At 34.5% G+C, this 14807-nt stretch carries 15 protein-coding genes; 1 reads left to right on the top strand and 14 read right to left on the bottom strand.

Annotated features, from left to right (window positions below):
* Positions 1-3: 3 nt before the first annotated feature.
* The 5 genes from C240_RS13655 to C240_RS13635 all read right to left on the bottom strand — a co-directional run bounded on the left by C240_RS13655 (position 4) and on the right by C240_RS13635 (position 5388).
* Complete coding sequence (locus C240_RS13655; RefSeq protein WP_271497015.1) at positions 4-909, bottom strand: carbohydrate ABC transporter permease; 906 nt, start codon at positions 907-909, stop codon at positions 4-6.
* A gap of 118 nt (positions 910-1027) precedes the next feature.
* On the bottom strand, positions 1028-2296 hold the full coding sequence (locus tag C240_RS13650) for a sugar ABC transporter substrate-binding protein (RefSeq protein ID WP_271497014.1): 1269 nt from the start codon (positions 2294-2296) through the stop codon (positions 1028-1030).
* An 11-nt stretch (positions 2297-2307) separates the two neighbouring features.
* Positions 2308-4635: a glycoside hydrolase family 65 protein gene (locus C240_RS13645; protein WP_271497013.1), complete on the bottom strand. Its 2328-nt coding sequence runs from the start codon at positions 4633-4635 to the stop codon at positions 2308-2310.
* 44 nt (positions 4636-4679) lie between these two features.
* Positions 4680-4973 (bottom strand): hypothetical protein, encoded by a 294-nt coding sequence (locus tag C240_RS13640; RefSeq protein WP_271497012.1) that lies wholly within the window; start codon positions 4971-4973, stop codon positions 4680-4682.
* Positions 4951-5388, bottom strand: coding sequence for an RDD family protein (locus C240_RS13635; protein WP_271497011.1), 438 nt, complete (start codon positions 5386-5388; stop codon positions 4951-4953). The genes C240_RS13640 and C240_RS13635 overlap by 23 nt, the downstream gene beginning before the upstream one ends.
* A gap of 159 nt (positions 5389-5547) precedes the next feature.
* On the opposite strand from C240_RS13635, the gene pgmB reads away from it, so the two are divergent.
* Positions 5548-6222, top strand: a complete 675-nt coding sequence (pgmB, locus tag C240_RS13630; RefSeq protein WP_271497010.1) for a beta-phosphoglucomutase — start codon at positions 5548-5550, stop codon at positions 6220-6222.
* Positions 6223-6282: 60 nt separating this feature from the next.
* On the opposite strand, the gene C240_RS13625 is transcribed toward pgmB, so the two are convergent.
* From C240_RS13625 to C240_RS13585, 9 genes are all read right to left on the bottom strand, one after another.
* On the bottom strand, positions 6283-7503 hold the full coding sequence (locus tag C240_RS13625; protein WP_271497009.1) for an AbrB/MazE/SpoVT family DNA-binding domain-containing protein: 1221 nt from the start codon (positions 7501-7503) through the stop codon (positions 6283-6285).
* Between the two features lie 223 nt (positions 7504-7726).
* The gene (locus C240_RS13620; protein ID WP_271497008.1) at positions 7727-9040 is read right to left on the bottom strand and encodes an NCS2 family permease; all 1314 of its coding nucleotides are present in this window, start codon (positions 9038-9040) and stop codon (positions 7727-7729) included.
* A 364-nt stretch (positions 9041-9404) separates the two neighbouring features.
* Positions 9405-9806, bottom strand: coding sequence for a hypothetical protein (locus C240_RS13615; protein WP_271497007.1), 402 nt, complete (start codon positions 9804-9806; stop codon positions 9405-9407).
* A gap of 116 nt (positions 9807-9922) precedes the next feature.
* Complete coding sequence (locus tag C240_RS13610) at positions 9923-10567, bottom strand: DUF998 domain-containing protein (RefSeq protein WP_271497006.1); 645 nt, start codon at positions 10565-10567, stop codon at positions 9923-9925.
* Positions 10568-11209: 642 nt separating this feature from the next.
* On the bottom strand, positions 11210-12256 hold the full coding sequence (locus tag C240_RS13605; protein WP_271497005.1) for a trypsin-like serine peptidase: 1047 nt from the start codon (positions 12254-12256) through the stop codon (positions 11210-11212).
* The gene (locus C240_RS13600; RefSeq protein WP_271497004.1) at positions 12237-12545 is read right to left on the bottom strand and encodes a hypothetical protein; all 309 of its coding nucleotides are present in this window, start codon (positions 12543-12545) and stop codon (positions 12237-12239) included. The genes C240_RS13605 and C240_RS13600 overlap by 20 nt, the downstream gene beginning before the upstream one ends.
* A gap of 157 nt (positions 12546-12702) precedes the next feature.
* On the bottom strand, positions 12703-13125 hold the full coding sequence (locus tag C240_RS13595; RefSeq protein WP_271497003.1) for a hypothetical protein: 423 nt from the start codon (positions 13123-13125) through the stop codon (positions 12703-12705).
* A 333-nt stretch (positions 13126-13458) separates the two neighbouring features.
* Positions 13459-13683: a hypothetical protein gene (locus C240_RS13590; RefSeq protein ID WP_271497002.1), complete on the bottom strand. Its 225-nt coding sequence runs from the start codon at positions 13681-13683 to the stop codon at positions 13459-13461.
* 30 nt (positions 13684-13713) lie between these two features.
* A partial coding sequence (locus C240_RS13585) for a hypothetical protein (RefSeq protein ID WP_271497001.1) occupies positions 13714-14807 on the bottom strand: 1094 nt, incomplete at its 5' end.

Below are 14807 nucleotides of genomic sequence, written 5' to 3'. Positions count from 1 at the left end.
TTTCTACCTCCCGCCGTTTAATTTCTCAGCTAAACGTGACGCTATAAAAATAATAATCGCTAAAACAATCGCTAACGCAGCAGCATAGCCCATTGTATTCATCTGTCCAAATGCATACTGATAGATCATCAACGAAATCGTCAGTGTCGAATTATTGGGTCCGCCAGAGCCGTTAGAAAAAATATAGGCCTGATCGAACATTTGAAAAGTCCCAATAATCCCTGTCAATAAAACATACGTTGTAATCGGGCGTAGATACGGAATCGTAATGTAACGTAATTTATCAATAGCGGTCGCACCATCAACAGAAGCAGCTTCATATAAAGAGGCTGGTAAGTCAACTAATGATGCCAAATAAATCGTCATATAATACGGAACCGTGGACCAGATGTTCATGACCATAATCACTTTTAACGCGTAGGCTGGTTCCTGTAAAAAGTTAATTGGTTCATTATATAAACCTAAACTCATAAAGAATTCATTGACCGGACCATAAACATTAAAAATGAACATGAAAATAATAGTTAAAGCAGAACTGGATGTTAATGTAGGTAAAAAGTAAATTAAGCGAAACAGTTTTTTTCCTTTAATACCGCGGCTACTTAAAATGTAGGCAATAATCAACGCAAAAAATGTCTGTAATGGTACTACAATAAATGCAAATGTTGCCGTATTTTTAAGTGCAATCAATGCTTTTTTATCTTGAAAGATTCGCAAATAATTATCGAATCCTTTAAATGAATAGCTTGATGTATATAAATTTACATCATTAAATGAAAGATAAACGGCAAATGAGATGGCCAAAACAAAAAAGACTGCCACAATTAAAATCGCTGGGGCTAAAAATAACCATGCTTGTCTAATCTCTTGCCGTTGTGCCTTGTTTTTTCTTGTTTTTTGAATGTCCATTAGATGCTCCTTTTCTGAAATCTAGAGATTGTAATAGTCTCAGTTTATTCCAATCTATTGAAAATAAACGTGTAGGAAAAACAGAACATTCCTTTTATCCTACACGTTCACTAATCAATTATTGTGCATCAATGTCAGCATTGGCTTGTTCATCTACTTGTTTCATCGCTTTTTCAAAACTTTCACTGCCATCTAATGCTTTTGGTACGAAGTTTTGATAAGCTTTGTTAATTGTGTCCAGAGTTACGCCATTTTGCCAAACAGTAGCATAATCCCAAGCATCTAAATGAACTTTCAAATCAGGATTATCCGTAATTTTTGCTGCTTTAGCTACATCTTCACGACTTGGTAATGTACCTGTTCCTTCGACCCAACCTTGCATTCCAGCTTCACTTGTTGCATATTGAATCCATTTGTCTGCAAGTTCTGATTGCTTTGTTCCAGAGTATTTTCCCCAACCAACTGAAAACATCATTGATCCTTCTGTTCCTTTGTATGTTGGCATTTTACGTACTGTAAATGGAACATCGGAAAATTCTGTGTTTAATGTTTCATAAACCCAATTTCCTTCATCCATAATAGCAATTTTCCCAGTTCCGAAGGCTTCACCATTCCAGCCAGTACCCACATCTTTAGGTGTTACAACAGCTTTAGTATCCACTAAATCTTTTAAGATTGATAGATTTTCAACAACTTTTTTATTGGCAAGATTAGAACGTCCATCTTTTTCGATTGGCTGTGCATCATCACGGATTGCTAAATGATAGTTACGTGACAAATCTTGGTTATAGCTCATGGCAAAAACTTTTCCAGCACCATAAACGTCATCAATTTTCTTTTGGAACTCTGGTAACCATTCAACATATTCTTCATATGAAGTCGGGATATCATCCACTGAAACGCCTGTTTTCTCAAAAATTTCTGTGTTTAAATAGATCGCCAAAGTAGACATATCTTTTGGTACTGCATACAAATCACCATCTGTAGAAAACGTGTCGATTAAGCTATCATAAAACTTATCAGCTTCAAATTTATCGCTATCTAATTTTTCTAACATACCGTTTTGTGAGAAAAATGGATACATTTGTGCATCCACATAGAAAACATCAGGAGCTGTTTTTCCAACCATATCAGCTTGAATTTGAGTATTGTAATCGGTATAAACTTTCTTTTCGATTTTAGCACCTGTGTCTTTTTCAAATGTTTCGATCATTTTGTCTAGTGATTTTTCTTCAGACTCATTTCCACCCCAAACGCCAATGGTTAGTGTTTCGCCTTTAAAATCAGTTTTTCCGCTATCCGATTTTTCGGTACTACCGCAAGCGGCTAACAAACCTACTGTTGCTGTAACAATTCCGACACTAACTAGTTTTTTCCATACTTTCATTTCTTTTCCTCCTATAATTTAACTATTAGTTGATCCGTAACTGAATAGGTACTGCCAAATGCTTCAAATGTGACTTCTTGCTCTCCTTGGTTGGTAATGGTCATCTGATCTTTGCTAACTTCAACTATTAATGGATTATTTTGCCAAACAATACCGTACGTAAGGTTATTCCAAGCTTCAGGTAAATGAGGTTCAATTCTTAATTTTCCATTCAAACAACGAACACCGCCATAGCCAAAAACAGTCATTTGCCAAATTCCGCCTAACGATGCCGCATGAATTCCTTCATTAGAAGAGTGCATATTTTCACCCATATCGATTGCTAATGCTTGTTTGAATAGTTCATAAGATTCTTCAAGTTTGCCTAAATCTGCTGCTAAAATAGCATGGGTTGATAATGAAAGAGAGGAATCATGTAATGTTTTTGATTCATAATAATTCCAATTAATTAGTTTTTCTTCTTTCGGGAACAAATCTTCAAATAAGAAAAGCAGTAATAAAATATCCGCCTGTTTCGTTACTTGCATCTGATTAACTTGGTCCAAATTATATTCATGGAATAAGGTGCCGACTTGTGGATCATTTTTATATTCCGTTAAATCAATAATTTGTTTTGATAAATAAGTATCATCTTGCGGCAGCACTTTTTCTTGATTCGGTTGTGGTAAATAAAGCTTGCCAACTTTTTCTTGCCAGTCTGTATACACGCGATCCAACTCTAATTTTTCATTTAATCGGTTGAACAGTGCTGGATCTTCTACTCTTAATGTATCCACTAATGTCATTGCTAACGTAATATTCCAGTGCGCCGTATAATTAGTAAACGCATTATTATCTACATGTTCTTTATATTCGTCAGGTCCAACGACTTCTAAAATTTCATAGCGTTGATTATCTTCTTGCCATTCTAAACGGCTAGCCCAGAATTTTGCTGTATCAAGAATCACTTCATAACCTTTTTCTTTAGCAAACGTTTGATTTCCTGTTACATCGATAAATTGCTTGATTCCAAAAGCCACATCACTAGTAATATGCTGCTCAATAAAACCAGACCAAATTTTTGTAGGTTTCCCGGTAATAATATCCGCAGCTCCCCAAACCGGTGTAGTTTCACCATCATCGGGCCAAGCCGCTTCCCAAGGAAATTGTGCTCCTTCAAAACCATTTTCATGTGCTTTTTTATGCGCTCCCTCAAGCCCTAAATAGCGATATGTTACTAGTTTTTCAGCAATTTCAGGATGTGTAAAAGTAAAGTACGGCAACATAAAAATTTCCGTATCCCAGAAAGTATGTCCTTTGTATCCTTCACCTGAAAGTCCTTTCGCTCCGATATTCATTCGCTCATCGTGCGCTGGTGTCATCACGTGTAAGTGATACTTAGCAAAGTTAACTGCTAATTGATCTTTTAGATTTTGTGAGTCAATTGTGATTGGTAAAACTGACCAAACTTGTTGCTCCCAGGCTTGTGCTGAAGCTTCTTGTAGTTTTTCATAACCAGAATGATACGATTGTTTTAGTTCTTCTAAAGCTATATTTTTGACTTCTTCCAGCGTTTTTCCTGCTGTTTCTTGATCGATACTTGTGTGGACAGAAGATAATTTCTCAATTGTAGCGGTTTCATTTGGTGCTATGTCCAGCCAATAACGGTTATAGATTTTACGGCGTCCCATTTCAATTCTTTTTTTCGTTTCATTGTAAATATCTTGCTCTTTCTTAATTTTATGAACGGTCGATAAAACAAAGAAAATATTGGATTGGCTTGTATATGGCATCATTTGCATATATTTACCTTCTGACAACGCCTTATCGCCTTCAGTAAAATGTTGGGAACCGCTGTTTGATAACTGTCCATTAATACCAGAATTAATTTCAACTTGTAATGCTTCACCTAAATTCTGAATTTCAATTTTTTGAGCAATTACATGTTTTTCGGCAAAAGAACCAAATCGCTTAAACGTAAATTTCGCCTTAACATCTTGATATTCCCAAATAAACGAACGAACTAACTCTCCTGTTTTTAAATTCAAATTCCGTTGATACTCCGAAACTGAACCTTTCGTTAAATCCAGACGTTTTTGATTTAAGCGAAATTCCATTCCAATTAAATCTGGTACATTAGGCAGTTCCGTTACTTCATTTTCATCAAATTTATTAAAAGTTCCGGCAACAAATGTATCTCTAGTTTCACCAACATAAGACTCTTCAGTCGCTGAGCGAATGCCCAAATAACCATTTCCGATACACATCGTTGTTTCGACTTTTCCCAACCAATCTGAATTAAAATACTTCTCCCCGATTAGCCATGGATTATCCTTAAAATATTGAATTGCAGTTTCCATAATTTCCCCCTAAAGAAAACGTTTTAGTATAATATCAAAAAAATTTAACTATAAAAATAATGATTTGAGCGAAAAATCGTAACGATCCCACCCAATAAGTACGAACCAATAATAAAGACCAGTGCTACTTTCAGTACAACTAAACCAATGAAAAGATGAATAATTCCATAAACTAAATAAGCTCGAATTAAGTATTTTGCATTATATTTATCTTTCAACAACCAAGCAAGAACTGATCCTACACTCGCTGCTGCAATAAATAGAAGCAATAACGGAATCGTATCGATATGAGCAATTGGATTTTTCGAGAGCACTTCATCGTATGAGCTGTTCTTCATAATAATCTCCTTTTTCTAACTTTTTCCGTTCAATATCCAGCAATACTTGACTTTTCCCAATCCAATCATGTAATGTTTTTCCAAAAAATATAGTCGCTAATAAACTAATAAGTACAAAAAACATACCGATAACAGGTACAAAATATAACAGCTTACCTACTTCACGAATCCCCAAATGCAAGGCTCCACCTTCTTCTGTATAGACAGAAATTTGAGCAAAATACTTTCCTATCGTCTTACCTTCAAATGCTGTGATTGCCACAACATTGTAAACAGCAAAAAGTAATTGAGGCAGTACCGTGTAAATCCCGCCATTCATGCCCATCATCGTCATAATCATATAGCTGGAAAAAAAAACTAAGAACAAATCTATACTAGCTGCTAATAGTCTGATCACTAATTTGCCTTTCGTCAAATTAAACACCTCCTTACCGAAAACCTTTTCGTTATAAATGGATGATATCAGATCGAAACAACTTAATCAAGCGTTTTCAAAAAAGTTATTGCAATATTTTTTCAGATAAACTATAATCATTAACGATAAATCTAAAACGTTTTAGGAAAGAGGTATTTCATGTTAAAAGCAGTCATATTTGATTTAGACGGTGTAATTACTGACACTGCAGCATTTCATTTTATTGCATGGCAAAAGCTTGGCAATAAGCTAGGTATCAACATTACCGAAGCATTCAATGAAGAATTAAAAGGGGTTGATCGAACAGAATCTTTGCGTCGGATATTAGCATTAGGAAATCAAGAAACGGCCTTTTCTGAAATTGAAAAAGAAGCCTTAGCAACTGAAAAAAATGATTTCTACGTTTCGTTGATCCAAGAGATTACACCAGCTGATATTTTACCTGGTATTGCTGAATTATTGGCAGATTTAAAAAAACACTCCATCAAAATTGGTTTAGCTTCTGCAAGTAAAAACGCTCCTGCTATTCTTACTAACCTTGGTTTAGCAGACGCATTTGATACAATCGTAGATCCCAGTACTCTAAAAAAAGGAAAACCTGACCCAGAAATCTTCCTACAAGCATGTAAACAATTAGCAATTGATCCAGCTGAAGCAATCGGAGTAGAAGACGCTTATTCAGGTGTTCAAGCCATCAATGAGGCCAAAATGTACGCTATTGGCGTTGGTGATGCTAAGACATTACAAGCTGCAGATTATGTTGTTCCAACTACAAGAGAACTAACCTATGAAAAAATCAGCACCCTTTGGCAAGCCCATACTTCAAAAAATTAACTCATTATTTCAAACAAAAAACTCTGCGCAGAGTAACACTGTGCAGAGTTTTCCTTCTATTTATTTAAGCTCCGCTTCCGTCTCATGGCTGTCATCAAGATCCTCAAGACTCACACTTTTAAGCCTCACTTGAAAAGTATTCGTGAGATTTTGAGCCAGTTTGCGTAAATTTTGAAGTAATAATACGACCCAGCTAAACGCCAACATAAAGGCTATCAATTCAAAAGCCGTTAATGAAAGATAACCCACTACTTGGAATAACACACTTACAACCACTAACGTTGCAGCAATCAAGTAGGAAATCGTCAAAAATTCTTTGGTCACATTCGGTAAAAACCATTTAATCCCAACAATTAAAATAATAATTAAATAAACTAAATATTCAGCGACCAAATTATGCACTCCTTGGAAAGGCCCAGTTTCTGTGTAAGGAAATAATCCCACAGCTCCTAAATCCAAAGCTGTCAACGTTAATAAAACTCTCAATGTAGTCAATCGTTTACTGTGTGGTATCGCCTTTTGCAATTCAACAAACAAACTATCTATCAAAGCAATCATCAATAATGCTGAAAAGATCAACGTCACATTAAACTGCCAGCTATTCTTAGCTTCAATTGTTCCTAAAAAACTAAAGTTAAATTGCCACCATTGATGGTCTCTATTTGTGATCATCGCCAACATCACACCACCAATAATCACAAAAATCAATAAACTCGTTAGTTTAGCAGGCGTAATAGAAAGGGCTGAATAAATCATGAAATAATTAATCGCTCCAACAAAAACAAAAAACAACATCGTTGCCGTGTATTGATCGAATGTTGCTCCGATAAATACTAGTCCCATAATTTTGAAGAAGACTAGTAAAGAAAAGACCAAAATAACAATAAATGAAAGTAATATCGTTGGGAAATTACGCCAATATATCCCTTGTGAGCGTGAAATAATTTTATTTTTTTTACCTTTAATAAAGAAAAATAAAAAGCTAAAAACGCCACTTACAACACCCAACGAAAGAACAAAATTTGCAATAGATAACGCGCCCACCAAAGGAATCTGACTACGTTCACCAAAAAATAAATAACCTAAGAAAATAACACTGGCAATTATTGTTGGTACTAAAAACCATCTCAGTGAAATTGTCTGATTTCCAGCTAGTTTATTTTTTGGTTCAATCATTATTTTTTGATCTACAATACTTAAAGTCACATCTGTTTCATTTTCAAGCTGAAATGTCTCAACTATTTTTTCCGGTAACGTTATCTTAAACTCTTTTTCTCCCATGCCCATTCCCCCACACTTCACTAGTTTATTTTATCCTATTTTTATTATAGTTTTCCCTAGGTTAAAAGCAATAAAAAAGGTCTATATTTAGATATTTAAAAGTCCATAAGCTAAATAAAAAATAACACAAGATCACACAGGTACAAAAAAGGATAAGAGCCATGTAAAAACACGGTCTTACCCAAAAGTAATTATCTATTAATGGCTAGTTCTTTATTTCCAATTAATTTACGTTTAAAATCCACATAAAGCCAACGAATACAAAGAATAGAACATACATTATTGGTGAAACTTCTTTTCCACGTTTTGCTGCAATCATTGTAATCGGATAAAAGATAAACCCAAGCGCAATCCCATCAGAAATACTATAAGTTAAAGGCATGCCCAAAAGAATTAAGAATGAAGGAATCGCAATTTCCATTTCTTTCCACTTAATCTGACTAAGTGACTGAGCCATCAATACACCCACAACAATCAAGGCTGGAGCAGTAACTTGTGATGTCACAACAGATAATAGCGGAGAAAACAATAAACTAAAAATAAAGAATACACCTGTCGTAATTGCCGTTAATCCAGAACGTCCGCCCACAGCAATTCCAGCCGATGATTCTACATATGCACCTACAGGAGATGTACCCAGTAAAGAACCTGCTAACATTGCAGTCGAATCAGCTGCCAATGCTTTACCCACACGCGGCATTTTATTATCTTTCATAAACCCTGCCTGATTCGCTAAACCAACCAAAGTCCCTGCTGTATCGAAGAAAGTAACTAGCAAGAATGTTAAAACTACCACCCACAATTGGATAGAATTAATATCGCCTACATGCTTTAACGCCACTAAAAACGTTGGTTTTAAACTCGGTGCACTTGAAATAAGTTTGTCTGGTGCTTGAATCAATCCTGTCACTAATCCTAATACCGTAGTTGCTGCCATCCCAATAAAAATACCCCCAGGAACGCGGCGAACTAATAAAATAGCTGTAACGATTAAACCAAAAATCGTTAACCATGTTGTGCCCACATTCAATGGACCTAATGCAACAAGTGTGGATTCATTAGATACAATAACGCCACCCTCACTTAAACCAAGAAAAGCAATAAATAAACCAATTCCACCTGATATCGCATATTTCAAATCTGCAGGAATCGCATCAATAATTAATTCACGTAATTTAAATATCGTAATCAAAATGAAAATCAATGAGGCAACAAACACACCTGCCAACGCAGTTTCCCAAGGAACACCCATCCCCACACAAACCGAATAAGCAAAGAAAGCATTAATACCTAGTGCTGGTGCAGTCGCTATTGGATAACGAGCTAAAATCCCCATCAAAATACAACCCAAAGCACTAGCTATAGCTGTTGCCGTAAACACTGCTCCTTCATCCATTCCAGAAGCACCTAACACAGTTGGATTAACAAACAGAATATACGCCATTGAGATAAATGTCGTAAACCCTGCTAGAACCTCACGTCTGACCGTTGTATTTAATTTTTCAATCTCAAAATAAGAAACAATCTTCTCTTTCATTTAATATCCTCCCTAAAATCCGAACAATAATAATGACGTTCGTAATAACTGCAATTTGTTCTTAGAACAACGTGATTAATCATATAATAAACAAGGTAATAAGTAAATATAAAAATGCATTTTAACGTAAAGACGAACATTACCATTTTATATTTCATTTTGGAGGCACACCTATTTTCATTTATGAAACTGCTTATCAACTATTTAGCTTCAAACTAAAAAGTGAGTGGAACAAAACTAAAAATCAGTTTTGTTTCACTCACTAGATCCGAATAAACGGTGAGAAAAAAGCAGCTACTTCACTTCGCTCGGAGCTAAACACTTTTGTCTCAGCTTCTTTTTATTAATTTAATTCTAAAAGAGCTTATTTTTTTTCAAAACCCATTTTAGTTAATTGCTCTTCACCATCTTTGTAGCTGCTGCCAGATTTAACACTATTGGCAGGTGCTTTATAAGTGATGACAGTCTCTTTTTTAGTATAATCCATTTTAGCATCTTCTAAATTAGAAGCTTTTTCAAATGCATCGGCAACTTGTTCAGCGATTGCTTTATCAGTAATTTGTAATTTTTCATTGTCAAATACTGCTTTAGCAGAAACATCAGTTACTTTGTCTCCTTCATGTTCAACAATGATGGAAATTTCCGTACCCTCCGTTGGTGATTGCATAAATGTATCCGTCTCAGCACTCGTTTTAGCCCCTTGACTACACCCTCCTAACAACACTACCATTACTACTACTGAAAGTAGTCCTAAATATTTTTTCATGATTTCCTCCTTAATTTTCAAATCTTTTCTCATTATAGCAATCTTCGCTTGAAAATAAAAGACAATTTGGAATAAATAAATATTTTTCCATAAAAAATCAATACTTCAGATATTTTTTAAAATTGCTGCTGTTTCATCTGATTTATAGCGAAAATGGCTATTGGTAAATAGTTAAAAAAGAAACTTACACGCTGACAAAAGCCTAACTGATTTAAAAACGGCAAATGATTGATCATCGGAATTCTAGCTAATCCATAAATAACAGCAAATAAAAAGCTAACACTTAATAAAACCAGATACAAATGACTTGAAGTTACCTGCCCTTGTTTTTGATAAAGTAAAACTAAAAATAATGGAAATAACAAAAAGCCCGCATAGCCTATACCAGACCCAATATTGTGTACCCAAGTAGAAAAATTCCATGTTGCTTGCTCAGTATTGATACTAAAGAGACCAGTAAAAATACAATCTCCAATACCATATGCTCCAATAGCAATGGCCAATACAGTTGCCCAGACAGTCGAAGTTTCACTAAATGCATGATATACTGCTGGAATCGATAAAACAAAAAATAGACCTGAAACGACCGACCAAACTAAAAAAGCACCACGGACCGGACTATCTACATCGCCAAAAACACTAATCACCATTTTCATCTGATTCATTTTAGGATAAAAAAGACCCAAAATATAGGGTGTTAAAAAATCGCTTATCACACCTAACAGTAAAAAATAAAAACCATATCTTTTAATAAATTCCATTGTTCTCCTCCAAATCCTACTTCTACACTAATTATCATTATAGGTGATTTGAAAAAAAACGAATACTATTTTACTTCAAGACTCTTTTCTTATTAAAAATGCCTTACTCCACCCTAAATTAAAACTTTATTTTATAACTAAATGAGTATTTATTTTTGATTTTCTGCTCGTTTTCATTTACAATACTTTTCATGAAACTATTTAGAAAAAAAGAAAATAAGAACACGCTCTATCGATATAGTTGCCTCTCATGTGGGTATGTCATCGTTAAAACATATAGTGTCAAAGAAAAATTGACTTGTCCTTTATGCAATAACCACACATTTGCCTGTATCGAACTGTAAAGTTGAGAAAGTTACTTAACTTTTATTAGATTTTGACTATAAACCAAAACGAAAAATAGTTTTGGTTTATAGTCTTTTTCTATTTGTAGGTATTGTTACTAATTAAGATATAAAATACCAATTAGTTTAAAATGAATGTTCTAGAGATAACGTCAATTAGGATAGAAAAATACTTTCGGGCAACTCTTATGAACAATTGAACATCTTGTTAAAGCAGCGTTTTAAATTCGGTCACATGAGTATACTCTAGTGAGCAAAAAAATACTATGAACCAAAGCTCATAGTATTTTCTAATTGTTTATTGCAATATCAGATTATATGTTTCATTTGTCATTTTCATAAAACCAGAAGTTGTACCAGTACCATAGTCCATTCTGTATGAGTTAATCCCTATAACTTGATTACTTGAATTTACTAATGGACCCCCACTCATTCCAAAAGCAGAAATTACAGTATTATTATGTGCCTCGAATGTTTGGTGCAAAAATAAAATCGAACCCGTTACAACATTCCCTGAACTAGAATTGAGTACACTCTGATTAAATCCTGGATAACCAAAATTTCTCACATTATTTACAGAAGCTGGAGGATTTTTGTAAAGAGATAGGTTTCTAGGGATTGACCCATGAATTAGTCTCATTTCAATTGCACCAAAGTCACTTCTAAAATTCCCCACATTCACCCAATCTTTATTTGTTCTACCAACTGTTAACGAATACATGCTATCAAATATAACTCCTGAAGACGTTTGTTGTTTTCCGAAGAATACAGTACCCGAAGTAGCAAACCCTCCTAAATCATGAGAATATACACAGTGTCCTGCTGTACCAACATTTCGGTCATTAACCTTAAATACTGAACCACTTAACTCCTTTATAGTCCCATTTTGGTTGTACCAAAATACAGCTTGGCCAACTGAAGCATTAGGAAATCCAGTCGAAGGAACCACTGATAAAGCAAATGGACTGATAGTTGGTCCATTATTTTCTTTTTCGATTGCTTCTATTGGTACATCATCTGAAGTTATTTTTTCAACTTTAACTGAACCTTTAAAACTTGGATCACTTTTCTTGTATTGATTTTCTCTATAAGCTTCCCAATCTTCGTTACTAATAAAATATTGGCCCTCACCAGAAGATCTATTTACATTTGGCTTTACAATTGCATCCAATTCTTCATCTGGTTGTTGGTATTCATGTGTTACTGTCTCAGCGCTATCTCCCTTAAAATCCTCAGCTCTAGCGACATTACTAACAGATAGTGTACCTAATAATAACAACAAAACTAAAAATCTCTTTTTCATATTTTCATGTAATCCTTCCCAGTTAAGTTTTTGTTTTTTCAATTTTTTTCACTCTAATTTGTGCTGGATAAGTCGTTGATACATCCTTGTGTGCCACTATTTTTAATACATCTCCTGCTTGGACATCCGAAATTAAGCCTTCGTAACTGAAGAAATAGTCACCTTGTGTTTTTCCAGCTTTATCCATTTTTGATACATAAAGTATTTTATTTGAGTGATCGACATCTGTGACAATTACATTGTATTCTTGATAATTTCTGTTACCTACCATCCATATCAAAAAAAATAATGCCATACACAATACTACTGACAAAAATATTACTTTTTTCATTCTACATCTCCTAGTTGGCCTTAATTATAGGGAAAAATGTTCACACAAGCTCTCGATCAATCTTACACCTCCTCATGTAAACCGCTTACAATCAGAGTAGCAAACATTCAAATCTATTGCAATTGATATATATAAATTACATTTATTATTTAATATATTACCAATCGATTATTTCTTCAATTTCTCTGTTATCCTGATTAATAGTTGCTGCATGACCTATTTCTACAGATAACGCTTGAAAATCTACCCCCACTGGCTGTGCTATCTTTCCTAATTTCGGATATTTTTTTATGTACTCCTGGAATTCGGTTTCTTTTAACTCTTCTTGCATGGTGATAATTCTTTTAATATATACGGCTTTAAAAGGATTCGTGGTGAAAAAGCAGACCGTAGCTCGGCAGTTTTTTCCTAAAGATTGAATCAACGCTGATTGTTCTTCTACTATAAACAGCATTGAATAATAATGATTTCTATATACCGGTAATGAGAATAGCTGGTTCCTCGGAAACCCCATTCTATCGATTGTCGTCAAAATGACTCCTTGACTAACCCTTAACAAATCTTCTATAGATTTTGACATATCTTAACGTCCCTTAGTTTATTTTTTCTAACAGAAGCTTATTATTAAGAAAAAAAGAATATTTGTAAAATCAAACGCGTTTTTTTTTATAATCTTTTTAGAAAGTATTTTACTAGTCATTCCTGAAAGTTACTATGACGCAATCAGTGATGAGTTGATTGTTGGATCCTACACGTTAATTTACAACCAAAATGGAGGACTTATGTATAAACTCAAGATCACTTTCGACTATACTCTATTGAACAAATATGAATTCCAAAAAAGAAGCCTAGCGTTAAAAAACAACAGGCTTCTCTTGAATATAGTCCTTTTTGGTTATTCATGATTTTTTAGCTAAAATTGATTTTTTATATCATCCCAAATCTCACAAATAGTTTTTCCATCTATTCGTGCTTTAGTCAATAACTCTTCTGAATTTTGAAACACTTGCGTTTCTCCATTAACTTCAGTTAAATAATTCCCATCAGAATTTTGACTGATCCAATATTCCTTATCTTTATAATTAAAGTTGTATTCTTCTCCATAACCTATACTTTCTTCCATATCCTTATATTCCATAAATTTATAACCTCCATATCCTGATAGTTTTTATTCTCTCGTAGGTTTCCCGTTAATATCGTATTTCCATTTATGTTCATGTGGATATTCCGGATGATTTTTAGGATTGCCATGATTTGTCATATCAACATCACGTATAGCTTTTCCTTTATCATCATAAAATCGTCTTGTATTAATTTCACCTTTGGCATTTAAAATATCCACACTGCTATTAGGTTCACCGAATGGTCCAGGGTTTTTATTAACCTTAGTATGGATTTTTGATGGAGTTATATCTATTTCCTTACCTAAGTTACTTTTAAATATATTTTTGGTTCCATTTATATTATTTGGACGCACTCTATAAAAATCATTATCAGTTGCTTTTTGACCAGCATAAGCCCCACCTACTAAACCTAAAACATCAAAAACAGTTTTGCTATGTGCTGCGTACTGGTATTTCCACTTTTCTTCATCCGTTATTGGCAAGCCTGTATGTGGATTTACACCCATTTGAGCGAGTTTTATATACTTTTCTAACACAACATTTTCAGGATCGTTAGGCTGAACAAGGTCGGCTTCAGTTAGCCCATGTTCCGCTAACGTATTCGCTTTGGTTGCTTCTGCTTTCTTCAGTTCTTCTTGTTTCATTTTTTCTCGTTTTTCCCAACGATCGTTTATTGGTTTTGCCCAGGTCATATCAAGTCGTGCAATGTCAAATGTACCAGTAGACGCGTTCCATGCTTTACAATCTTGTACTTGTGCTAAACCATTGCTTAATTCACTTTGTGACGATTGATAGTCCGAAAAGAAACTTGCTGACTGACTACTATATTCACGAAACTTTTCCAATTTCTCTTGTCGCTTCTGCATCGCTTGATAGGCATTCATCGAGCGTCTTTCTAAATCCGTTCGGTGTGTTTTCGCATCTCGAATCAGATCATCAATGGTATCTAACAGTGCTTTATAGTTGTCAATCTCAGCTACTAGCTGGTCTTCGTCCAGATCAGAACCATTAACCGTTGCTAAGTACTCACTTAAGAACTTCTTATGTGCATTCGCTAATGCCTCTCCTGTCATTATAATCGATTGACAAATTGGTGTATAGGCTACCATGAAGTAATTTTTTGCCGAATCATAGGCTT

It is taken from the genome of Enterococcus sp. 5H, from assembly GCF_028128615.1.
Lineage (GTDB): Bacteria > Bacillota > Bacilli > Lactobacillales > Enterococcaceae > Enterococcus_L.
This window is presented reverse-complemented; position numbering and strand designations above follow the sequence as displayed.